We start from the raw sequence: 22,849 nt of genomic DNA on the forward strand, positions 1-22,849 counted from the left end.
TTCGCCACTGACATCGCTCATCTGGTTTTGCGCCCGGCGAAGCGGAGCCGGATCGTCAGTTCCTGACCCTCAGCAGCAGCACCGAGCGTGCCGGCACCGTCACCGTCTCCCCGCCCGCGAACACCGTCCCGGGCGCCGACGCCTGGTCATCGAGCGAGGTGTCCACCACCAGCTCGTACGCCTGCGCCCAGGGCGGGCCGGGCAGCCGGAAGCTCGTCGGGCCCTGTGCCGCGTGCAGGACGGTCAGGAAGCTGTCGTCCGTCACTTCCGCTCCACGCGCGTCACGTCCCGGGATGTCACGGCCGGACAGATACAGCGCCAGCGTCGACGCCGGGGCGTACCAGTCCCGTTCCGTCATCTCCGTGCCGTGCGGGGTGAACCAGGCGAGGTCCCGCAGACCGTCCGCCGCCCGGGCGCGGCCCGAGAAGAAGGCGCGGCGGCGCAGCACCGGGTGGTTGCCCCGCAGGGAGAGCAGCCGGGTGGTCAGCTCCAGCAGGCCGCGCGGGCCCGGGCTCTCGAGCAGGGACCAGTCGAGCCAGCTGACCTCGTTGTCCTGGCAGTAGGCGTTGTTGCTGCCGCGCTGCGTACGTCCCATCTCGTCGCCCGCCACCAGCATCGGCACGCCCGTCGACAGCAGCAGGGTGGTGAGCAGGTTGCGCACCTGACGCCGCCGCAGCGCGTTGATGTGCGGATCGTCGCTCTCGCCCTCAGTGCCGCAGTTCCAGGACCGGTTGTCGTTGGTTCCGTCGCGGTTGCCCTCCCCGTTGGCCTCGTTGTGCTTGTGCTCGTAACTGACGAGGTCGCGCAGGGTGAACCCGTCGTGCGCGGTGACGAAGTTGATGGATGCGTAGGGCCGCCGCCCACCCCATGCGTACAGATCACTGGACCCGGACAGCCGGTATCCCAGGTCCCGTACGTCGGGCAGCGCGCCGCGCCAGAAGTCCCGTACGGCGTCGCGGTAGCGGTCGTTCCACTCCGTCCACAGCGGCGGGAAGCTGCCCACCTGGTACCCGCCGTTGCCCACGTCCCACGGCTCGGCGATCAGCTTCACCCGCCGCAGCACCGGGTCCTGGGCGATCACCGCGAGGAAGGGGGAGAGCATGTCGACGTCGTGCATCGAGCGGGCGAGCGCGGCCGCCAGATCGAAGCGGAAGCCGTCGACGCCCATCTCGGTCACCCAGTAGCGCAGCGAATCGGTGATCAGCCGCAGCACATGCGGCTGCACCACATGCAGGGTGTTGCCGCAGCCGGTGTAGTCCGTGTACGTCCGGGCGTCCGACTGCAGGCGGTAGTAGCCGCGGTTGTCGATGCCGCGCAGCGACAGCGTCGGACCGAGCTCACCCGCCTCCGCCGTGTGGTTGTAGACCACATCGAGGATGACCTCGATCCCGGCGGTGTGCAGGGCTTTCACCATCCGCTTGAACTCTCCGACCTGCTCCCCCCGCGTCCCGCTCGCCGAGTACGCGGCATGTGGCGCGAAGTAGCCGATGGAGTTGTAGCCCCAGTAGTTGCGCAGCCCCCGCTTCAGCAGATGGTCCTCGTGCGCGTACTGGTGCACCGGGAGCAGTTCGACCGCGGTGACCCCGAGCCGTACGAGATGCTCGATCGCCGCCGGGTGCGCGAGGCCGGCGTAGGTGCCGCGCAGCTCCTCCGGGATCCCCGGATGGAGCTTGGTGAAGCCGCGTACATGCAGCTCGTAGATGACCGAGTCGGCCCACGGGGTCTTGGGCCTGCGGTCGTCCGCCCAGTCGTCGTCATCGTGGACGACGACGCCCTTGGGCACGTACGGAGCCGAGTCCCGGTCGTCGCGGACGGTGTCCGCGACATGCTGCTGGGGCCAGTCGCGCACATGCCCGTACACCTCCGCGGGCAGCTCGCTGTAATCATTCCCTTTGGCCCCGTCCACCGCCCGTGCGTACGGATCGAGCAGCAGCTTCGCCGGATTCCAGCGGGCGCCCGTCCAGGGGTCCCAGCGTCCGTGCACCCTGAAGCCGTAGCGCTGCCCGGGCCGGATCCCGGGCACGAAGCCGTGCCAGATCTCATGGGTCAGCTCGGTCAGCGGCAGCCGCGTCTCCACGGCCGACGCGCCGCCCTCGCCGAACAGGCACAGCTCGACCGCCTCCGCGCCACCCGCCCAGAGCGCGAAGTTGGTGCCCGCGACCCCGTCGGGACCGACCCGGAAACGGGCGCCGAGCGGTGTCGGCGCACCCGGCCACACCGACGGCCCGCGAGAGGCCGGCTCCCGATGGCGGCCGTTGACCCCGGCCGCCGTTTCGGCCGTGTCCCCGGCCGCCAGGAGCGGGCCGGGCAGATCGCCCCGCGCCCCCTCCTGCACTGTCTCCTGCTCGGCTGCGCTCGACACCTGCCGGCCTCCCGCGGCTCGTCGGGCCACGCTGACCCCCACGGCGTCCCGGCCGTGGCACCCCACGCGTGGTCCTCCCACCTGTTCTGCCCGCACTGCTCTTGTCCCAACATGGCCCCGCGCTCACGTTTCCCCTGGAGGGGCGCTGTCGTTGGGCGGTACGTGAGACACGTACTGAAGCGGGCGAGGCACGGCGCGGCCGTCGTCCTGACATGGGCAGGACTGATCGCCGGACTGACCGGCTGCACCGGCGAGGCGCTCGACATCGGCAACAAGCCGCGGTCGCCGCAGGAGACCATCCGGGTCACCCCCGAGGACGGCGCCAAGGGGGTCGGCCCGGACGGCCCTGTCGAGGTGCGGCTGCCCGGCGGACGACTGGAGCGGGTGAAGGTGACCCAGGTCGAGGACGACCGGCCCACCGAAGTCCGCGGCTCGATCTCCGAGGACGGCCTGCGCTGGAACCCGGAACCGGGCACCCGCCTCGACCTGGCCGCCAAGTACAGCGTCGACGTGGTCGCGCTGGACGGCCACGGCCGCCGCTCGGCCCGCCACACCACCTTCACCACACAGGTCCCCGGCCGCCGCTTCATCGGCTACTTCAAGCCGGAGAACCGCTCGACCGTCGGCACCGGCATGATCGTCTCCATCGGCTTCAACCGCGAGATCGAGGACCGCGCGGCCGTCGAGCGCGCCATCCGTATCACCTCCGAGCCGCCGGTCGAGATCGCCGGCCACTGGTTCGGCGGGGGACGCCTCGACTTCCGGCCCCGCGAGTACTGGAAGCCCGGAACCAAGGTCACCGTCGATCTGCGGCTGCGCGACGTCCAGGCGGCGCCCGGGGTGTACGGCATCCAGCAGAAGACCGTCTCCTTCACCGTCGGCCGCTCCCAGGTCTCGGTGGTCGACGCGGCGACGCACACCATGGAGGTACGGCGCGAGGGCGGAGTCCTGGCGATGCTGCCGATCACCGCGGGGGCGCCCAAGGCGACCACGTACAACGGGAAGATGGTGGTCACGGAGATGTACGACGTGACCAGGATGAACGGCGCGACGGTCGGCTTCAAGAAGAAGGACGGCAAGGGCGAGTACGACATCAAGGATGTGCCGCACGCGATGCGGCTGACCGAGTCGGGCACCTTCATCCACGGCAACTACTGGGCCGCGCCCGAGACCTTCGGCTCGGCGAACGTCTCCCACGGCTGCGTCGGCCTGCGCGACGAGAAGGGCGGCAGCGCGGAGGCACCGGCGGGCTGGTTCTTCGACCGGACCCTGATCGGCGATGTGGTCGAGGTCGTCCACTCGAAGGACAAAAGGGTCGACCCCGCCAACGGTCTCGGCGGCTGGAACCTGGCCTGGAACGCCTGGAAGGCGGGCTCCGCACTGCACTGACCCCCGCTGACCTGACAGGACCTGGGCCCGTACCCGTACCCCTACTCAGTTGAGCTCGCCGGACAGTTGGGACTGAACGGTGACATTCACGGGGAGATTCAACAACCAGGGGTGTGATTATCTAGCGCCGTGCGTGCGTGAGGTGCGCGGGGGTGCGGGCCGTGGCGGGGCCAGGCCGTGCGAGGGGAGACCATTGTGAACGGGCAGCCGATATCGGGGGCGTCGGCAGGAGCCGGACGGATACGACGGCGCCGGGGCGCCGCTCTGCCGGCTCTGGTGCTGGGCGCCGTGCTGCTGCTGGTCACGGCCTGCGGGGGCGGGGACGACGCAGGCGACGGCAAGGGCAAGAAGGACAGCGGGAAGGTCGCGAACGCGGCCTCCCAGGCGGTGGTGACCATCGCGCCCAAGGACGGCGCCTCCTCGGTCGCCACCAGCGGCGCGCTGAAGGTCAGCGCCGCGAAGGGCAAGCTGACCACGGTCACGGTCCAGGACGACAAGGGTGTCGCGGTCGAGGGCAAGATCTCCGCGGACGGCGCCAGTTGGCAGCCGCAGCAGCATCTGGCCGGCTCCACCAAGTACAAGGTGCACGCCGTCGCCAAGGACGCGGACGGCCGCGAGTCGGCGAAGGACACCAGCTTCACCACGCTCGTGCCGCAGAACACCTTCATCGGGCAGTACACCCCCGAGGACGGTTCGACGGTCGGTGTCGGTATGCCGGTCTCGATCAACTTCACCCGCGGCATCACGGACCCGGCGGCCGTCGAGAAGGCCATCAAGGTGACGGCCGAGCCGTCCGTGCCGATCGAGGGTCACTGGTTCGGCAACGACCGCCTCGACTTCCGTCCGGAGAAGTACTGGGCCGCGGGCACCAAGGTGACCGTGAAGCTCAACCTGGACGGCGTCGAGGGCCGCCCCGGGGTGTACGGCAAGCAGACCAAGACGGTGAAGTTCACCATCGGCCGCAGCCAGGTCTCCACCGTGGACGCCAAGGCGCACCGGATGAAGGTCGTCCGCGACGGCAAGCTGGTCAAGGACATCCCGATCACCGCGGGCGCCCCGTCGACCACGACGTACAACGGCCAGATGGTGATCAGCGAGAAGTACGAGGTGACCCGGATGAACGGCGCCACCGTCGGCTTCGGCGGCGAGTACGACATCAAGGACGTGCCGCACGCGATGCGCCTGTCCAACTCGGGCACGTTCGTCCACGGCAACTACTGGGCCCCCTCGGACACGTTCGGTTCGGCGAACGTCAGCCACGGCTGTGTGGGTCTGCGCGACGCCCGCGGCGCGGGCGACAGCGGCACCCCGGCGGCCTGGTTCTACGACAGCTCGATCCTCGGCGACGTGGTGATCGTGCAGAACTCCAAGGACAAGCAGATCTCTCCGGAGAACGGCCTCAACGGCTGGAACCTGTCCTGGGCGGAATGGATCAAGTAACACCCTTCGCGCAGGGGCCCGGTGCTGTGACTCATCGCACCGGGTCCCAGTGCGTTAACGGGGGCTAACCTGCTGGGCATGACTGTTTCTCTCGAGGTCTCCGAAGGCGTCGGCACCATCCGTCTCGACCGCCCGCCGATGAACGCACTGGACATCGCCATCCAGGACCGGCTGCGCGAGCTCGCCGAGGAGGCGACCCGCCGCGAGGACGTACGAGCCGTGATTCTGTACGGCGGCGAGAAGGTGTTCGCGGCCGGCGCGGACATCAAGGAGATGCAGGCCATGGACCACACGGCGATGGTCGTACGGTCCCGGGGCCTGCAAGACTCCTTCACCGCCGTCACCCGCATCCCCAAGCCCGTCGTCGCCGCCGTCACCGGCTATGCCCTGGGCGGCGGCTGCGAGCTGGCGCTCTGCGCCGACTTCAGGATCGCCGCGGACAACGCGAAGCTCGGCCAGCCGGAGATCCTGCTCGGCCTGATCCCCGGCGCCGGCGGCACCCAGCGGCTCTCGCGGCTGATCGGTCCCTCCAAGGCCAAGGACCTGATTTTCACCGGCCGGATGGTCAAGGCCGACGAGGCCCTAGCTCTCGGTCTGGTGGACCGCGTGGTCCCGGCGGGCGAGGTGTACGAGCAGGCGCACGCCTGGGCCGCGAAGCTCGCGCAGGGGCCCGCGCTGGCGCTGCGTGCCGCCAAGGAGTGCATCGACGCGGGTCTGGAGACGGACATCGAGACGGGGCTCGCCATCGAACGCAACTGGTTCGCGGGCCTGTTCGCGACCGAGGACCGCGAGCGCGGTATGCGCAGCTTTGTGGAGGAGGGCCCGGGTAAGGCCAAGTTCCTCTGAATCAAGGGCGGTTGGACACCTCTGCGTCCGGCGTCAACCCTGTGTGTGGCTTAGCTGAGCCTTAAGGCAGCCTTAAGCGACCATTGGTCAGTTGCGCTTGGTGATCACTCGTAAGTGCAGTGTTAACGCAGCTCAGGGTGGGTATGAGGGTCGGCATGCGGCCACAGTCATATGCCAACCGCTCCCCCCGGAACGGCCGATTCCGGGGGCCCCATTCCCCTGGAACGGCCCCGGAAGCCGCCTGTTACGGCCATGATGGAGGCATGGCGGGCCTCGAAGGTGTGGAGCAACCGCGGCAGCGCGGCAGCGCTACCGCGGCGCGGTGGGTACCTGCTGTCGAGGACGAACAGGCGCTCAAGGCGCTCGAGTTGTTCGGCAACCCCACGGACGAGGAAGTCAAGCTTCCCTCCCGCCCCGAATCCGCCGCCACCGCACGCCGGTTGACCCAGTGCGTGGTGCTGCGTCAGTGGGCGCTGTCCGCACAGACCGCCGAGCACGCGGTTTTACTGGTCTCCGAGCTCGTCGGCAACGCCGTGCGCCACACCGGGGCCCGGGTCTTCGGGCTGCGGCTGCTGCGCCGCCGCGGCTGGATCAGGATCGAGGTCCGCGATCCCTCGCGCGGTCTGCCCTGTCTGATGCCGGTCCAGGAGATGGACACCAGCGGCCGCGGGCTCTTCCTCGTCGACAAGCTCTCCGACCGGTGGGGCGTGGACCTGCTGCCGCGCGGCAAGACCACCTGGTTCGAGATGCGCGTCTCCGACCGCTGACGCGACAACACAGAAGCCCCCTGAGCGGGGGCTTCTGTTGGTCGCCATGGACTGGGGGGGTGTGTCCATGGCGGTTTATGACGACCTGGCCCGGGTCAATACGGGGTCGTGTCACCGACTATGGCAGACGGGGGGCGGCGGCGCCAAAAGTCCTGACCGGGTCATAGCTGGCAAATCGTGACATATCCAAAATGAATCGTAGGTGAGGTGAGCCACCTGCCTGGAAAATAATGAATGAACTTGCACCTCGGCGAGTGTTTCAATGATCCACTTATGCTTATGGTGATCTGTCGGCAGTGACCTGCGAGCGTCCCGAATTGGGTCAATCGTTATCTTTCCCGTATTTCGCGCCTACTGTGCTTTTCCGTGACCTCGATCGACCGCCGCGGTGCGCGGTGACGACCACGGAGCTGCTGATCTGATGCACCCGACGACCTGCCGTACCAAGCGGACCACCGCCCTGCTCGCCGGCGTCCTGCTCGCCCTCCTCGGGGGCTGCAGCTCACCCACCGGGACGACGCAGGCGCACGGCACCGACGCCGCGGCGCTGCCCGCCGAGCCCGAGAGGGCCGCCGCCCCGGCCGGGCTGCCCGGCATGCCGCCCGTCCTCGACCCGAACGACATCTACTCCGCTGACCGGCCGAACCAGCTCTCAGCGGCCGTCAGGGGCTTTCCGTCCCGGGTGTACGTCCCCAACACCAACTCCAACACCGTGTCGGTCATCGACCCCGCGACGTACAAGGTCATCGAGACGATCCAGGTCGGTGCCCAGCCGCAGCACGTCGTCCCGTCCTGGGACTTGAAGACCCTGTGGGTCAACAACAACCGCGGCCACACGCTCACCCCCATCGACCCGGCAACGGGCGTCGCGGGCAAGCCGGTCGAGGTCCACGACCCGTACAACCTCTACTTCACACCCAACGGCAGGTACGCCATCGTCATGGCGTCCCTGGACCGCCAGCTCGTCTTCCGCGACCCTCGCACCATGAGCCCGGTCAAGACCACTCCGGTGTCCTGCTACGGCGTCAACCACGCGGACTTCTCGGCCGACGGACGGTACTTCATCGTCTCCTGCGAGTTCTCCGGCGAGCTGCTGAAGGTCGACACGGAGAAGATGGAGGTCGTCGGACAGCAGAAGCTGCCCTTCCAGGGTGCGATGCCGCAGGACGTGAAGCTCTCCCCGGACGGGAAGACCTTCTACATCGCCGACATGATGGCGCACGGCATGTGGGTGCTGGACGGCGAGACGTTCACGACTCCCGCGCTGCTGCCCACCGGCAGGGGAGCCCACGGCCTCTACATCAGCCGCGACTCCAGGACGATGTACATCTCCAACCGTGGTGAGGGGACCATCTCCATCTTCGACTTCGCGCAGAACCGGCTGACCAAGAAGTGGTCGCTGCCGGGCGGCGGAAGTCCCGACATGGGGGGTGTCTCGGCGGACGGCAAAGTGCTGTGGCTGTCGGGGCGTTACAACGCCGAGGTGTACGCGCTCGACACGGCGACCGGCAGGCAACTGGCCCGCATCCCGGTGGGCGCGGGCCCGCACGGCCTCGCGGTCTACCCGCAGCCGGGACGCTACTCGCTGGGCCACACGGGCATCTTCCGGTAGCCGTCAGCCGGCCACGAACAGCGCCTCCGAGCCCACCGGCCGGAAGCCCGCCGCCTGGAAGGTGCGCACGCTGCGGGCGTTCCCCGGCGACTGCTGGGACCACACCACCGAGTCCGGCACCAGATGGCGGGCCGCGAGCGCCAGAGCGAGTCCCAGGCCCTTCCCGCGCACCGACTCGTCCACCTCGATCGCGGTCTCCCAGCGCCCGGCCACGCCCCGGCCCAGGACCAGGACCCCGCCGTCGGCGGCCCAGACCCGTACGCCGTCGCGGAACTTCAACGCCCGTGCCACCCGCGGATGATCGGGGTCCTCGATCTCCCGCAGTTCGAGATCGGGTCTGCCGGGCAGCGCCCCGGCGACCGTCACCAGGTCGATGGTGTTCATCGAACGGCCGGTGCGGGCCAGCATCGCGGCCAGGAACGAGGGGTTCATCGCGGCGGCGAGCCGGTCGGAGTCGGTGGCGGCGAGCTCGGCCCGTATCCACTCCGGATCCTCGTCCGTGAAGATCACCGAGTGCGCGGTGAAGGCCATCACCCCGGCGTCCCGGGCATTCGGCTGCGCGATCACGGTGGTGGCGCCGTCCGGGGGCGGGAACTCCCCGGCCGCAGCCGCGGCCAGGATCCCCGCCAGTGCCTCGCTCATCGTGTTCCTCTTCTCCTTCTGGACCGCTGACACCCGGTCTCTGTAATACCTGGCCGCTGCCTTGAGGACGCAACCCGGCCGTTAATCTGACCTCGTCAGTAATGCACCAAGAAGGGGCGGAAGCAGTGGTGGACATCGAAGAGGCGCGCAAGGCCTTCGACCGTTACGACCTGGACGGCGACGGCAAGATCACGGCGGCCGAGTACAAGAGCGTGATGGCGCAGCTGGGCGACTTCCATGTCACCGAGCCGGTCGCCGAGGCCGTCATCAAGTCGAAGGACGGCGACGGCGACGGTCAGCTGACCTTCGACGAGTTCTGGGCCTCGCTGAACAAGGCCTGACCCTCCGCCGGCCGGTCCGGCGGTCCTGGACGCGCGGCCCGGGAGGTCAGGCCTGGGCCGCCAGGGCCGCCTCCAGCGTCGGCACCGTACGGAACACGTCCAGCACCCCGCCCGCCCGGAACACCCGCAGCACCGGGGGCCGGTCGCACACCACCCACAGCCGCCCGCCGTTCTCGGCGACGCGGCGCCGTGCCCGGCACAGCAGCGCGAGGCCGGAGCAGTCGAAGAACGCGACATGCGTCAGATCGACCACCACGTCGTGCTCGCGGACGGCTGTGACCACATCCAGATAGGCCCCGACGAGCGTGGCAGCCGCGATGTCGATCTCGCCGTGCAGTTCGACGATCGTACGTTCCTGGCTTCTGTAGACCTGTCCGTACGGACCGGGAAGCGGGGCGCGTAAGTCGGTGGACCGGGATGTGAGCCCCTCGGCCATGGCTGTTTCTCCTTGGTGCGACGAGCCCGTACCGGCCACCGGCGGCCTGGGTGAACAGACTGTGACGTTAGTGGGAGCCTTTGGGTGGCCGGAGGAGAAAAAACGTTCGGAGCTCGGAAAGCTCCCCCGTGCGGGTGATTCTTTGTGAACTTCCTTGACTGGCTGGGGACGTGGCTCAGCACTCGATGATGTTCACCGCGAGGCCGCCGCGCGCGGTCTCCTTGTACTTCACCGACATGTCCGCGCCGGTCTCCTTCATCGTCTTGATGACCTTGTCGAGCGAGACCTTGTGACTGCCGTCGCCGCGCATCGCCATCTTGGCCGCCGTCACGGCCTTCACCGCCGCCATGCCGTTGCGCTCGATGCAGGGGATCTGGACCAGACCGCCGACCGGGTCGCAGGTCAGCCCGAGGTTGTGCTCCATGCCGATCTCGGCGGCGTTCTCGACCTGCTCGGGGGTGCCGCCCAGCACCTCGGCGAGCGCACCCGCCGCCATCGAGCAGGCCGAGCCGACCTCGCCCTGGCAGCCGACCTCGGCGCCCGAGATGGAGGCGTTCTCCTTGAAGAGCATGCCGATCGCGCCCGCGGAGAGCATGAAGCGGACCACGCCCTCCTCGTCGGCGCCGGGCACGAAGTTCATGTAGTAGTGCAGCACGGCCGGGATGATGCCCGCGGCACCGTTGGTGGGGGCGGTGACGACCCGGCCGCCCGCGGCGTTCTCCTCGTTCACGGCCATCGCGTAGAGGGTGATCCACTCCATGGCGCGGGCCAGCGGGTCGCCCTCGGCGCGCAGCTGGCGGGCCGAGTTGGCCGCGCGGCGGCGGACCTTGAGGCCGCCGGGCAGGATGCCCTCGCGGGACATGCCGCGCGAGACACAGGCCTGCATGACCCGCCAGATCTCCAGCAGGCCCTCGCGGATCTCCTCCTCGGAGCGCCAGGCCTTCTCGTTCTCCAGCATCAGGGCGGATATGGACAGGCCGGTCTCCCCGGCGAGCCGCAGCAGCTCGTCGCCGGTGCGGAAGGGGTACTTCAGCACGGTGTCGTCGAGGACGATCCGGTCCTCGCCCACCGCGTCCTCGTCGACCACGAAGCCGCCGCCGACCGAGTAGTACGTCTTCTCCAGGACGAGCGCGCCCGCGGCGTCGTACGCGAAGATCGTCATGCCGTTGGCGTGGTACGGCAGCGCCTTGCGGCGGTGCAGGATCAGGTCCTTGTCGAAGTCGAAGCCGATCTCGTGCGTGCCGAGCAGACTGATCCGGCCGGCGGTGCGGATGGCCTCGACCTGGGCGTCCGCGGTCTCGACGTCGACCGTGCGCGGGGAACTGCCCGTCAGGCCGAGCAGGACGGCCTTGGGGGTGCCGTGGCCGTGGCCGGTGGCGCCGAGCGAGCCGAAGAGCTCCGCGCGTATCGCGGTGGTGCGGGCCAGCAGGCCCTCGTTCTCGAGCCGCTTCGCGAACATCCGGGCGGCGCGCATCGGGCCGACCGTATGGGAGCTGGACGGGCCGATGCCGATCGAGAAGAGGTCGAAGACCGAGATGGCCACGGGGAACTCCTAGCGGGGGTTGGTAGACGCCGTTGTCTGCCGGGGTAGTGCAGAAAGCGGGTATGCGGTGCGGGGCACCACGCTCACGTCCAGTGTGCGTGGTGCCCCATTTGTTTTGCTCCGGCTGTTACAGACCGGGGTAGAGCGGGTGCTTCGCGGCGAGCGCCGAGACCCGCGCGCTCAGCGCCCCGGTGTCGTACGACGGCTTCAGCGCCTCGGCGATGATGTCCGCGACCTCGCGGAAGTCCTCGTCCGTGAAGCCGCGGGTGGCCAGCGCCGGGGTGCCGATCCGCAGGCCCGAGGTGACCATCGGCGGCCGCGGGTCGTTCGGAATGGCGTTGCGGTTGACCGTGATGCCCACCTCGTGGAGGCGGTCCTCGGCCTGCTGGCCGTCCAGCTCCGAGTTGCGCAGGTCGACCAGGACCAGGTGCACGTCCGTGCCGCCCGACAGGACGGAGACGCCGTGCTCCTTGACGTCGTCCTGGACCAGACGCTCGGCGAGGATACGGGCGCCGTCCAGGGTGCGCTGCTGGCGCTCCTTGAAGTCCTCGGAGGCCGCGATCTTGAAGGAGACCGCCTTCGCCGCGATGACGTGCTCCAGCGGGCCGCCCTGCTGACCCGGGAACACAGCGGAGTTGATCTTCTTGGCGAGCTCCTGCGTCGACAGGATCACACCGCCGCGCGGACCGCCGAGGGTCTTGTGCGTGGTGGTGGTGACGACATGCGCGTGCGGCACCGGGTTGGGGTGCAGTCCGGCGGCGACCAGACCCGCGAAGTGGGCCATGTCGACCATCAGATACGCGCCGACCTCGTCCGCGATGCGGCGGAAGGCGGCGAAGTCCAGCTGACGCGGGTACGCGGACCAGCCGGCCACGATCAGCTTCGGCTTGGACTCCTTGGCGAGCCGCTCGACCTCGGCCATGTCGACCTGACCGGTCTGCTCGTCGACGTGGTACGCGACCACGTTGTACAGCTTGCCGGAGAAGTTGATCTTCATGCCGTGGGTCAGGTGACCGCCGTGGGCGAGGTTCAGGCCCATGATCGTGTCGCCCGGCTTGAGCAGCGCGAACATCGCGGCCGCGTTGGCCTGGGCGCCCGAGTGCGGCTGCACGTTGGCGTGCTCGGCGCCGAAGAGGGCCTTGATGCGGTCGATGGCGATCTGCTCGACGACATCGACGTGCTCGCAGCCGCCGTAGTAACGGCGTCCCGGGTAGCCCTCGGCGTACTTGTTGGTGAGGACGGAGCCCTGGGCCTCCATGACCGCGACCGGAGCGAAGTTCTCCGAGGCGATCATCTCGAGGGTGGACTGCTGGCGGTGGAGCTCGGCGTCGACGGCGGCCGCGACGTCCGGGTCCAGCTCGTGGAGAGGGGTGTTGAGAAGCGACATCAGGCGATCCCTACGGTCGTGGTCAGCCGGAGAACTCGGTGTACTCGTCGGCGGAGAGCAGATCCTTCGGCTCGTCCGCGACGCGCACCTTGAACAGCCAGCCACCCTCGAAGGGGGCGGAGTTCACCAGCGACGGGTCGTCCACGACGTCCTGGTTGGCCGCGACGATCTCACCGGTGACCGGGGAGTACAGGTCGCTGACGGACTTGGTCGACTCCAGCTCGCCGCAGGTCTCGCCCGCGGTCACCGTGTCACCGACCTCCGGGAGCTGTACGAACACCACGTCGCCGAGCGCGTTGGCCGCGTGCTCCGTGATGCCGACCGTCGACACGCCGTCCTCGGCGGCCGACAGCCACTCGTGCTCCTTGCTGTAGCGCAGCTGCTGGGGGTTGCTCATGGCCTGAATTCTCCTGTACGCGGGGGAGTGCTGGTGAACGGGAGGGGTGGTGCTGAAGGTCACTTCTGGCGCTTGTAGAACGGCAGCGCGACAACCTCGTACGGCTCATGCGTACCGCGGATGTCCACGCCGACGCCCTCGGTGCCCGGCGCGGCGTGCGCCGCGTCCACATAGGCGATGGCGATGGGCTTGCCCAGGGTCGGCGACGGTGCGCCCGAGGTGACCTCGCCGATCACCTCACCGCCCGCGACGACGGACATACCGGCGCGCGGGACCCGGCGGCCCGTGGCGATCAGGCCGACGAGCTTGCGCGGCGGGCTGGTCTCGGCGTGCTCGGCGGCGGCCTGAAGGGCCTCGCGGCCCACGAAGCGGCCGTCGTTGGTGGTCTTCTCGAACTTCACGACCCGGCCCAGACCCGCGTCGAAGGGGGTCAGGGCGGTCGTCAGCTCATGCCCGTACAGCGGCATGCCCGCCTCCAGGCGCAGCGTGTCCCGGCAGGAGAGCCCGCAGGGGATCAGACCGACCGGGGCACCGGCCTCGGTCAGCGCCTGCCAGAGCTTCTCGGCGTGCTGTGGCTCGACGAAGAGCTCGAAGCCGTCCTCGCCGGTGTAGCCGGTGCGGGCGATCAGGGCGGGGACGCCCGCGACCGTGCCGGGCAGACCCGCGTAGTACTTGAGGCCGTCGAGGTCGGCGTCGGTGAGCGACTTCAGGATGCCGGGGGACTCGGGGCCCTGGACGGCGATCAGGGCGTACGCGTCGCGGTCGTCGCGGACCTCGGCGTCGAAGCCCTGGGAGCGCTCCGTCAGCGCGTCGAGGACGATCTGCGCGTTGCCCGCGTTGGCGACGACCATGTACTCGCTCTCGCCGAGTCGGTACACGATCAGGTCGTCGACGATGCCGCCGTCCTGTTGGCAGATCATCGTGTAGCGGGCGCGGCCGACGCCGACGGAGCCGATGTTGCCGACCAGCGCGTAGTCGAGCAGATCGGATGCCCGGGGACCGGTGACGGTGATCTCGCCCATGTGGGAGAGGTCGAAGAGTCCCGCCTTGGTGCGGACCGCGTTGTGCTCGTCGCGCTCACTGGCGTACCGCAGCGGCATGTCCCAGCCCGCGAAGTCGGTCATGGTCGCGCCGAGCGACCGGTGCAGGGCGTCGAGGGCAGTCAGACGGGGGGCGTTGCTCATAGATGTGGCTCCCAGGGCAGGCCGATGAGGACGATCCTCCCCATCTGTCATCGGAACCTGAGAGGTTCGTCGCAACCGTACGTACAGGTGGTTGCGACTTGCACCTTGGGTGGAGCCGCTCGACAGCGGCTCGCTTTTCAGATCTGCCTCATCACACGCGGTACGGGGCCTGAGAGATTCAAGGGAGGGACTTGCTCCTTCGGCGCCCGGCACACACAGTGGCCAGGACTCTCCCGCGTGGATTCAAGCGGCCTGTATGCAGTTGGCGCGCACATCATTGCACGCATCGCGGCGGAGTGGGGGCCCGGCTTCGCTGCAAAACGGTTGTACCGCATTACCGTTTCTTTACACTTCATGGGCAAGGGTGGGTGACCCGACATCGGGGAGAGTGATGACGTTGCAGAGGTCCGAGGCCTACGCGACGACCGCGGGGGTGCCGGCCCGGCCGGCTCTGCCCGCCCGGCGACTGCTCGGGGCGCCCGCGCCCGTGCTGCGTGACCTGAGGGACCGCTGCGGGCGCAGCCCGGGAAGCCTGGTCTTCGCCACCGGTGACGTGGTGGTCGTCTCCGGCCTGCCCGGCAGCGGAAAGTCCACGCTGATCCGGCGCGCGGCGACCGGCCGCGGCATCGACTCGCAGGACACCCGTGACCGGTGGGACGCGCGCATGCCGCGCCTGCTGCCGTACGCCGTCTACCGCCCGCTCGTACGTCTCGCCCACTACGCCGGGCTGCGGCGCGCGCTGCGCTCCGGCGAGAGCGTCGTCGTGCACGACTGCGGCACTCAGGCCTGGGTGCGGCGCTGGCTGGCCCGCGAGGCGCGGCGCCGGGGGAGCGGGCTGCATCTGCTGCTGCTCGACGTGAGCCCGGCGGTCGCCCGCGCGGGCCAGCGTGAGCGCGGCCGCGGAGTCTCCGGGTACGCCTTCGCCCGGCACCGGCGGGCGTTGGGCCGCCTGATCGCGGACGCGGAGTCGGGGCGGCTGCCGGTGGGCTGCGCGTCGGCGGTCCTGCTCGACCGGGATGCGGCGGGGGCGCTGGGGCGGGTGGGCTTCGAGTAGGCGGGGGGTGCGCCTGCGGCGGGCTTCACCCCACCCCGCCCTCCCCCTACGGCCTGGCGGCCGTGGGAGGTACCCCCATCCCGTAACCAAGGGGCTTCGCCCCCTGGACCCCCGTATGCGACCTCCGGCCGCATGTCCTCAAACGCCGGACGGGCTGAAATTAGCCCCGCCGGCGTTTGAGGCGCGGGGGTCCGGGGGCGGAGCCCCCGGGATAAGGCCCGCCGCTCCGCGTTATCGTCGACGCGCAGACCGCACCACGCCCGGGGGAGAAGGACCGCACATGCACACACCCGAGCAGGCCCACCCGCATCCCTACGGCGGCTGGCCGGCCAACGAGCTCGAAGAGGTGCTCGCCGCGTCCCTCGGCAACGCCTCCGCCGGCGGGCGTCTCGTCGAGGTGCTCGGCCGCAGTCAGGTCTGGGTGCCGCTGCCCAACGGCGGCAGCAACGACAGCCCGAATCTCGATCTGCCCACGATGGAGATCGAGGGCGCCGCGTACGTCCCGGTCTTCAGCTCCGAGCAGCAGTTCATGGCCTGCGTCGGCAGCCATATGTCCTTCACCGTCGCCCCCGCCCGCGAGTTCGCCCGCGGACTGCCCCCGCAGCTCGGCATCGCCGTCAACCCGGGCGGCACCGTCGGCGCCCCGCTGCCCCCGCCCGCCGTCGCCGAACTGTGCCGGGTCGGCCGCACGCCCCTGGACGGCCCCGCGAGCGGGGGCAGGGTGCGGCTCTTCGAGCCGGACTGGAAAGAGGAGCCGGTGGACTTCCTGGCCGCCGCGGCCGGCGAGTTCGAGTCCTCCGGTGTGGTCCTGAGCGCCCGGCGCGCGCTCGCCTCCGTCGAGGGCGAGCCGCCGGCCCTTTTCATCGGTGTCCAGGTCTCCTCCTGGGAGGCCGCGGAGCGCAATGCCCCGATGGACGCCCTCGGCCGGGCACTGGGCCGGGTCCAGGTGCCCTGGCCCGTCAATCTCGTACTTCTGGATGTCGCGCAGGACCCGGTCGGACAGTGGATGCTTGAGCGCGTGCGGCCCTTCTACCAACGACAGCACGCGTAGTCGTCAAGTGGGTGTCAGGGCTGCCGTTTAAGCTGGACCGGTCGATCGAAGAGGGGCGGAACCCAGGGTGAGTGCGTCAGGCACCGCGGCGGCGGGGCAGGTCGAGCACATGCTGCGCCAGGTGACACCCGGACGCTATGACGCGTACGAGGCGCTGCTGCAGGCCATCGCCGACCCGGCGGGCAGCAGGCTCTGGATGCTGCTCTGGCACGGCCAGGCCGGCTCGCCCGACGCCCAGTACGGGAACATGGAGGTCGACGGCGTCGGCTACGCGCCGTGCGTGACCTCCGCCCAGGAGCTCTCCGCCTCCGGCTGGAACCGCGCGCACGAAGTGATCAGCGGCCCGGACATCGCCCGCGCCCTGTATCCCGAGCGCTGGGGCATCTGGCTCAACCCGCACGCCCCGGGCGGCGGCGTCGGCATCCCCTGGCTCGATCTCCGCCGGATCGCCACCGGTCTCGACCGGATGCCCGCGGGCCCCCTGCGGCTGTCCGAACCGGCCATCGAGATCCACCAGTTCTACGCCCTGCTCTCGCAGAACGCCCACCGCACACCCGCGGTCCGCTCCCTGCGCCGCGCCTGGGTGCAGCCCGCGCTCGGTGCTCCGTATCTCGCCATCGGGCTCGATCTGTACGACACGAGCAGGCAGTCCGTGGACACGGTGCGGGCGATGATGCAGCAGTCGATCGCCGCGGTCCCGGACGGGCTGCCCCTCTCCACGGTCGCGATGTCCGACGAGTACGACCCGGTGACGATGTGGCTGCGGGCCAATGCCCGCCCCTTCTACGACCGTGACGCTCACGGCGCCGCGCCTGTCGGCGGCGGCTACGGCTACCCCCCGCCCCACGGCCGCTGAGTCGAGGGCGATTTCGCCCCATTTGCTACACGGCCGCTCGTATTTCCATGCCGCGTACCGGTGTTCAGCGTCGGATTGTGTGCGCTTGAGCCTTCGGGCGTCTTGTATTCGAATGAGGCGCCGTTGTCCGCATGGCGGCTCATCGGTCAACTTTCGCCCTGTATGCGGTATTTACTATGCCGCTCAGTCGGCGACTCCGTCCGTATAACGGAAACCACCTCGCCGCATCACGTTTGAGCAAACATTCCCCGTGGGGTCTGGCGGGTGATCGCAGCAGCGTTGAAGACTCCCGCATCAAGGACCCTTCGGTCCTGTGTACGACCTGCTTCTTCAAGCGTTCCTCGCACCACGCACACAACTCGCACCGCTGATGTGAACGAAGCCGCTACAGCGGCGGGCATGGGTCGGTCACCACCGGCCGGGAGGGTCCCCACCACGATGACGGCACCACTGCACGACACGAGCGCGGCCGAGACCGCGGCCGTCGATGTCGCCGCCGATGTCCCGCAGAAGGCCATTGAGGGGCGTTCGCCCTGGAAGATCGCCTGGATCCGGTTGAAGCGTGACAAGGTCGCACTTGTCGGCGGCTTCGTGGTGCTTCTCCTGGTCGTGGTCGCGATATTCGCTCCACTGATCGTGAGCTGGCTCGGGCACCCGCCCGAGGAACTTCACGAGGACGCGATCGACCCGCTGCTCGGCACCCCGATCGGCGACTGGGGTGGAATCAGTTCCGACTTCCTGCTCGGAGTTGAGCCGGTCAACGGCAGGGACGTCTTCAGCCGCATCGTCTACGGCGCGCGCATCTCGCTTCTCGTGGCCTTCCTGTCCGCCTTCGTCGCGGTCACCCTGGGCACGGTCTTCGGTGTCATCGCCGGTTACTTCGGCGGCTGGGTCGACGCGGCCATCAGCCGCGTGATGGACCTGCTCCTGGCCTTCCCGCAGCTGCTCTTCATCATCGCCCTGATCTCGGTCGTCCCGAACGAACTCTGGGGCTTCTCCGGTTCGGGTCTGCGGATCGCGGTCCTCGTGCTGGTGATCGGCTTCTTCGGCTGGCCCTACATCGGCCGGATCGTCCGGGGGCAGACGCTGTCGCTGCGTGAACGGGAGTACGTCGAAGCCGCCCGGAGCCTCGGTGCGGGACGTACGTACATCCTCTTCCGGGAACTGCTGCCGAACCTGGTGGCCCCGATCACCGTCTACACGACGCTGATGATCCCCACCAACGTCCTGACGGAAGCCGCGCTGAGCTTCCTCGGCGTTGGCGTCAAGCCGCCCACTCCGTCGTGGGGCGAAATGCTCTCGACGGCCGTGCGCACCTACGAGGACGATCCGCTGTTCATGATCATCCCCGGCCTGGCGATCTTCATCACCGTGTTGGCCTTCAATCTCTTCGGCGACGGCGTACGAGATGCGCTGGATCCGAAGGGTTCCCGCTGACCCCCACACCGTCCCTGCGGACACACCGCCCCTGCCGAAGTGGTCAGGAGCATTAGTCAAGAACCACTGCCCTCAAGGGCCGTGACTACTACGGAGGTTGCGAGCATCGTGACAACCAATCGCACGTCGAAGCGCAGGCTTGCCGCAGGCACGGCTGTCGTGCTCGCGGCCCTGCTGACAGCCACGGCATGTGGTGGCAAGGACGACGACAGCAAGGACGGCGCCGGCAAGGCGGCCGGCTTCAACGCGGGCATCGGCAAGGTGGCCAACGCGTCCTCGGCCAAGGGCGGCACACTGAAGTTCGTCGGCACGCAGGACGCCGACTCGTGGGACCCGCAGCGCGGTTACTACGGCTTCATGTGGGACTTCTCGCGCTACTACACCCGCCAGCTCGTCAGCTTCAAGCCGGAGCCGGGCCAGGCGAGCACCGAGCTCGTCCCGGACCTCGCGACCGCGAAGGGCGAGGTCTCGGACGGCGGCAAGACCTACAAGTACACCCTCAAGGACGGTGTCACGTGGGAGGACGGCTCGCCCATCACCTCGCAGGACATCAAGTACGGCATCGAGCGCACCTGGGCCCAGGACGTCATCTCCGGCGGCCCGGTCTACCTGATGCAGGTCCTCGACCCGAAGACCGAGTACAAGGGTCCCTACAAGGACAAGGCCGCCGACAAGCTCGGCCTGAAGGCCATCGAGACGCCGGACGCGAAGACCATCATCTTCAAGCTGCCGAAGCCGAACGGTGACTTCGAGCAGATGCTCGCCATGCCGGCCGCCACTCCGGTGAAGAAGGAGAAGGACACGGCCGCCAAGTACGGCCTGAAGCCCTTCTCCAACGGCCCGTACAAGATCGACTCGTACGCGCCGAACAAGTCGATGGTGCTGTCGCGCAACGCCAACTGGAAGCAGTCCACGGACACGATCCGCAAGGCGCTTCCGGACAAGATCACGGTCACCTTCATGACCAACGCGGACGACATGGACAAGCGCCTGCTCAAGGGCGACTTCGACATCGACATCAACGCGACGGGCATCGGCCAGGCCGCTCGTACCACCGCCCTGCGCAAGCACAAGGGCAACCTGGACAACGGCCAGACCGGCTTCATCCGCTACGCGGTCTTCCCGCAGACGGTCAAGCCGTTCGACAACATCGAGTGCCGCAAGGCGGTCATCTACGCCGCGGACCACAAGTCGCTCCAGACGGCGCGTGGCGGCCCGCAGGCCGGTGGCGACATCGCCCCGAACATGCTCCCCGCGGGCATCAAGGGCGCGGACCCCTCGTACGACCCGTACGAGGTTCTGAAGAACGACGGCAAGCCGAACGTCGAGAAGGCCAAGGCGGCGCTGAAGGCCTGTGGCCAGCCGAACGGCTTCAAGACCACCATCGCGGTGCGCAACAACAAGCCGGTCGAGGTCGCCACTGCCGTCTCGCTGCAGAACGCGCTGAAGCAGGTCGGTATCGACGCCCAGGTCGACCAGTTCGACGGCGCCCAGACGTCCGGCATCATCGGTTCGCCGAAGGTCGTCAAGTCCAAGGGCTACGGCATCATCATCATGGGCTGGGGCGCGGACTTCCCGACCGGCCAGGGCTTCTCGCAGCCGCTGGTCGACGGCCGGTTCATCCTCCAGAGCGGTAACAACAACTTCTCCGAGCTGAACGACCCCGCCGTCAACAAGCTCTTCGACGACGCCATCGCGGAGACCGACCCGAACAAGGCCGGCGAGATCTACAAGCAGATGAACCAGAAGGTCTCCGAGGCCGCTGTCTACCTGCCCTTCGTCTACGACAAGACGATCACCTGGCGCAGCAGCCGACTGACCAACGCCTACACGGCCGACGCCTACAACGGCCGCTACGACTACGCCTCGCTCGGCGTCGTCAAGTAAAACCCCGTCAGTTCACGTTTCAGTGCCACACCCGCTAGGCACGAAGGGCAGGTGATGGCCGCGAACGGTGGCCCGGAGCCCTCTCCATAAGAGAGGGCTCCCGGGCCACCGTCGGGCCAAGCGCAGTGCTTGCATATCTCATCAGGCGAATCTTCGCCGTCGTCGTCATGCTGATGGTCATCACGCTGGTGACCTTCGGAATCTTCTTCCTCTTCCCCAAGATGATCGGGACGGACCCGGCGCTGTACTTCGTCGGCAAGCAGTCCGATCCCGCGTCGATCGAGGGCATCCGGCAGAAGATGGGCCTGGACGACCCGATCCTGGTCCAGTTCGGGAAGTTCGTGGTCGGCCTGGTGGCCGGGCGTACCTACGCCAACGGTGCCGACGTCACGCATTGCGCCGCACCTTGCTTCGGGTACTCGTTCAAGACCGAGCAGGAGGTCTGGCCGCTGCTCCTCGAGTGGCTGCCGGTCACCCTCTCGCTCGCCGCGGGCGCCGTCGTGCTCTGGGTGATCGGTGGTGTCTCCACCGGCATCATCTCCGCCCTCAAGCGCGGTACGCCCCTGGACCGTTCGGCGATGGGCATCGCCCTCGGCGGTGTCTCGCTGCCCATCTACTTCACCGGCATGCTCTCCCTGGCGCTCTTCTCCGACCAGCTGGGGTGGTTCGACCGGCCGGACGCGTCGTTCAGCGATGATCCCGCGGCCTGGTTCAACGGCATGGTTCTGCCGTGGGTCACGCTGGCCTTCCTGTACGCCGCGATGTACGCCCGGCTCACCCGGGCCACCATGCTGGAAGTCCTCAACGAGGACTACATCCGTACCGCCCGGGCCAAGGGCCTCACGGAACCCGTGGTGATCGGGAAGCACGCCATGCGCTCGACCATGACCCCGATCCTGACCGTCCTCGGCCTGGACCTCGGAGCCCTGGTGGGCGGCGCGGTCCTCACGGAGAGCACATTCTCCCTGCACGGCCTCGGCTACAACGCGGTGAAGGCAATCAGCGACCACGATCTGCCGGTGATTCTCGGGGTCACGCTCATCGCGGCCTTCTTCGTCGTCCTCGCCAACCTCGTCGTGGACCTCATGTACGCAGTGATCGACCCCCGAGTGAGGCTCTCATGACCGATCTGACGAAGACCGGCGCCGTCGGCGAACCCGTCTCCGCGGGGTCGGCCCCGTCCAGCGCCTTCCTCGAAGTACGCGACCTCCAGGTGCACTTCCCGACCGACGACGGTCTGGTGAAGTCGGTCGACGGACTCTCCTTCACGCTGGAGAAGGGCAAGACCCTCGGCATCGTGGGCGAGTCGGGCTCCGGCAAGTCCGTGACCTCGCTCGGCATCATGGGCCTGCACCGCGTCGGTCAGTACGGCCGTCAGAAGGCTCACCTCTCCGGTGAGATCTGGCTGAACGGCAAGGAACTGCTGACTGCCGCCCCGGACGAGGTGCGTGAGCTGCGCGGTCGCGACATGGCGATGATCTTCCAGGATCCGCTGTCCGCGATGCATCCGTACTTCACCATCGGCAAGCAGATCAGCGAGGCGTACCTGGTCCACAACAAGGTGGACAAGAAGACGGCCCTGAAGCGAGCCGTCGAACTGCTGGACCGGGTGGGCATCCCGGAGCCCCACAAGCGGGTGGACAGCTACCCGCACGAGTTCTCCGGCGGTATGCGCCAGCGCGCCATGATCGCGATGGCACTGGTCAACAACCCCGAGCTGCTCATCGCGGACGAGCCGACCACCGCCCTGGACGTCACCGTCCAGGCGCAGATCCTCGACCTGATCCGGGATCTGCAGAAGGAGTTCGGCTCCGCGGTCATCATCATCACCCACGACCTGGGCGTCGTCGCCGAACTGGCCGACGACATCCTGGTGATGTACGGCGGCCGCTGCGTCGAGCGCGGTCCGGCCGAGCAGGTCTTCTACGAGCCGCAGCACCCCTACACCTGGGGCCTGCTGGGCTCGATGCCCCGCATCGACCGTGACCAGACCGAGCGCCTCATCCCGGTCAAGGGCTCCCCGCCCAGCCTGATCAACATCCCCAGTGGCTGTGCCTTCCACCCGCGTTGCCCGTACGCAGATGTGCCCAAGGGCGGGGTCACCCGCACCGAACGGCCGGAGCTGCGGGAGGTCGGCAGCCGGCACCACTCGGCCTGCCACATGTCGCAGGAGGACCGCACGCGGATCTGGACCGAAGAGATTGCGCCGAAGCTGTGA

20 protein-coding genes and 1 riboswitch are annotated in these 22,849 nt (G+C 68.6%); of the genes, 13 read left to right on the top strand and 7 right to left on the bottom strand.

Features of this window, described 5'->3' with window-relative positions; translation table 11 throughout:
- Positions 1–55 precede the first annotated feature (55 nt).
- Positions 56–2,362 (bottom strand): glycogen debranching protein GlgX, encoded by a 2,307-nt coding sequence (gene glgX / locus OG741_RS27680; RefSeq protein WP_405602320.1) that lies wholly within the window; start codon positions 2,360–2,362, stop codon positions 56–58.
- A 162-nt stretch (positions 2,363–2,524) separates the two neighbouring features.
- Between glgX and OG741_RS27685 the strand changes: the two genes are divergently transcribed.
- The 5 genes from OG741_RS27685 to OG741_RS27705 all read left to right on the top strand — a co-directional run bounded on the left by OG741_RS27685 (position 2,525) and on the right by OG741_RS27705 (position 8,416).
- Positions 2,525–3,751 carry an Ig-like domain-containing protein gene (locus tag OG741_RS27685; RefSeq protein WP_405602322.1) on the top strand — a complete coding sequence of 409 codons (1,227 nt, stop codon included), beginning with the start codon at positions 2,525–2,527 and terminating at the stop codon, positions 3,749–3,751.
- 195 nt (positions 3,752–3,946) lie between these two features.
- A complete protein-coding gene (locus OG741_RS27690; protein ID WP_405602324.1) occupies positions 3,947–5,191 on the top strand; it encodes an Ig-like domain-containing protein in 1,245 nt (414 codons plus the stop codon).
- Between the two features lie 78 nt (positions 5,192–5,269).
- Positions 5,270–6,037, top strand: a complete 768-nt coding sequence (locus tag OG741_RS27695) for an enoyl-CoA hydratase/isomerase family protein (RefSeq protein WP_405602327.1) — start codon at positions 5,270–5,272, stop codon at positions 6,035–6,037.
- A 263-nt stretch (positions 6,038–6,300) separates the two neighbouring features.
- A complete protein-coding gene (locus OG741_RS27700) occupies positions 6,301–6,804 on the top strand; it encodes an ATP-binding protein (protein ID WP_405602328.1) in 504 nt (167 codons plus the stop codon).
- 421 nt (positions 6,805–7,225) lie between these two features.
- The gene (locus OG741_RS27705; protein WP_405602331.1) at positions 7,226–8,416 is read left to right on the top strand and encodes a YncE family protein; all 1,191 of its coding nucleotides are present in this window, start codon (positions 7,226–7,228) and stop codon (positions 8,414–8,416) included.
- Positions 8,417–8,419: 3 nt separating this feature from the next.
- On the opposite strand, the gene OG741_RS27710 is transcribed toward OG741_RS27705, so the two are convergent.
- Complete coding sequence (locus tag OG741_RS27710; protein ID WP_405602334.1) at positions 8,420–9,058, bottom strand: GNAT family N-acetyltransferase; 639 nt, start codon at positions 9,056–9,058, stop codon at positions 8,420–8,422.
- Between the two features lie 125 nt (positions 9,059–9,183).
- On the opposite strand from OG741_RS27710, the gene OG741_RS27715 reads away from it, so the two are divergent.
- Positions 9,184–9,399, top strand: a complete 216-nt coding sequence (locus OG741_RS27715; RefSeq protein ID WP_405602336.1) for an EF-hand domain-containing protein — start codon at positions 9,184–9,186, stop codon at positions 9,397–9,399.
- 46 nt (positions 9,400–9,445) lie between these two features.
- On the opposite strand, the gene OG741_RS27720 is transcribed toward OG741_RS27715, so the two are convergent.
- The 5 genes from OG741_RS27720 to gcvT form a co-directional block, all read right to left on the bottom strand.
- Positions 9,446–9,835: an STAS domain-containing protein gene (locus OG741_RS27720; RefSeq protein WP_405602339.1), complete on the bottom strand. Its 390-nt coding sequence runs from the start codon at positions 9,833–9,835 to the stop codon at positions 9,446–9,448.
- 175 nt (positions 9,836–10,010) lie between these two features.
- On the bottom strand, positions 10,011–11,378 hold the full coding sequence (locus OG741_RS27725; protein WP_405602342.1) for an L-serine ammonia-lyase: 1,368 nt from the start codon (positions 11,376–11,378) through the stop codon (positions 10,011–10,013).
- A 127-nt stretch (positions 11,379–11,505) separates the two neighbouring features.
- Entirely contained in the window at positions 11,506–12,765 is a 1,260-nt protein-coding gene (glyA, locus tag OG741_RS27730; protein WP_405602345.1) for a serine hydroxymethyltransferase, read from the bottom strand.
- 22 nt (positions 12,766–12,787) lie between these two features.
- Positions 12,788–13,162 (bottom strand): glycine cleavage system protein GcvH, encoded by a 375-nt coding sequence (gene gcvH / locus OG741_RS27735; protein ID WP_266489817.1) that lies wholly within the window; start codon positions 13,160–13,162, stop codon positions 12,788–12,790.
- Positions 13,163–13,221: 59 nt separating this feature from the next.
- The gene (gcvT, locus tag OG741_RS27740; protein ID WP_405602348.1) at positions 13,222–14,346 is read right to left on the bottom strand and encodes a glycine cleavage system aminomethyltransferase GcvT; all 1,125 of its coding nucleotides are present in this window, start codon (positions 14,344–14,346) and stop codon (positions 13,222–13,224) included.
- A gap of 148 nt (positions 14,347–14,494) precedes the next feature.
- Positions 14,495–14,592, bottom strand: a riboswitch (glycine riboswitch).
- 145 nt (positions 14,593–14,737) lie between these two features.
- Between gcvT and OG741_RS27745 the strand changes: the two genes are divergently transcribed.
- The 7 genes from OG741_RS27745 (at position 14,738) to OG741_RS27775 (ending at position 22,849) form a co-directional block, all read left to right on the top strand.
- On the top strand, positions 14,738–15,400 hold the full coding sequence (locus OG741_RS27745) for an AAA family ATPase (RefSeq protein ID WP_405602351.1): 663 nt from the start codon (positions 14,738–14,740) through the stop codon (positions 15,398–15,400).
- Between the two features lie 280 nt (positions 15,401–15,680).
- Positions 15,681–16,451, top strand: a complete 771-nt coding sequence (locus OG741_RS27750) for an enhanced serine sensitivity protein SseB (protein ID WP_405602353.1) — start codon at positions 15,681–15,683, stop codon at positions 16,449–16,451.
- Positions 16,452–16,518: 67 nt separating this feature from the next.
- A complete protein-coding gene (locus OG741_RS27755; protein WP_405602354.1) occupies positions 16,519–17,307 on the top strand; it encodes an enhanced serine sensitivity protein SseB C-terminal domain-containing protein in 789 nt (262 codons plus the stop codon).
- A gap of 438 nt (positions 17,308–17,745) precedes the next feature.
- Positions 17,746–18,744 (top strand): ABC transporter permease, encoded by a 999-nt coding sequence (locus OG741_RS27760; RefSeq protein ID WP_405602357.1) that lies wholly within the window; start codon positions 17,746–17,748, stop codon positions 18,742–18,744.
- 108 nt (positions 18,745–18,852) lie between these two features.
- Positions 18,853–20,631, top strand: coding sequence for an ABC transporter substrate-binding protein (locus tag OG741_RS27765; protein ID WP_405602358.1), 1,779 nt, complete (start codon positions 18,853–18,855; stop codon positions 20,629–20,631).
- 125 nt (positions 20,632–20,756) lie between these two features.
- A complete protein-coding gene (locus OG741_RS27770; protein ID WP_324987716.1) occupies positions 20,757–21,755 on the top strand; it encodes an ABC transporter permease in 999 nt (332 codons plus the stop codon).
- On the top strand, positions 21,752–22,849 hold the full coding sequence (locus OG741_RS27775; protein ID WP_405602360.1) for an ABC transporter ATP-binding protein: 1,098 nt from the start codon (positions 21,752–21,754) through the stop codon (positions 22,847–22,849). Before OG741_RS27770 ends, OG741_RS27775 begins: the two co-directional genes overlap by 4 nt.

It is taken from the genome of Streptomyces sp. NBC_01410, from assembly GCF_045040195.1.
Taxonomy (GTDB): domain Bacteria; phylum Actinomycetota; class Actinomycetes; order Streptomycetales; family Streptomycetaceae; genus Streptomyces.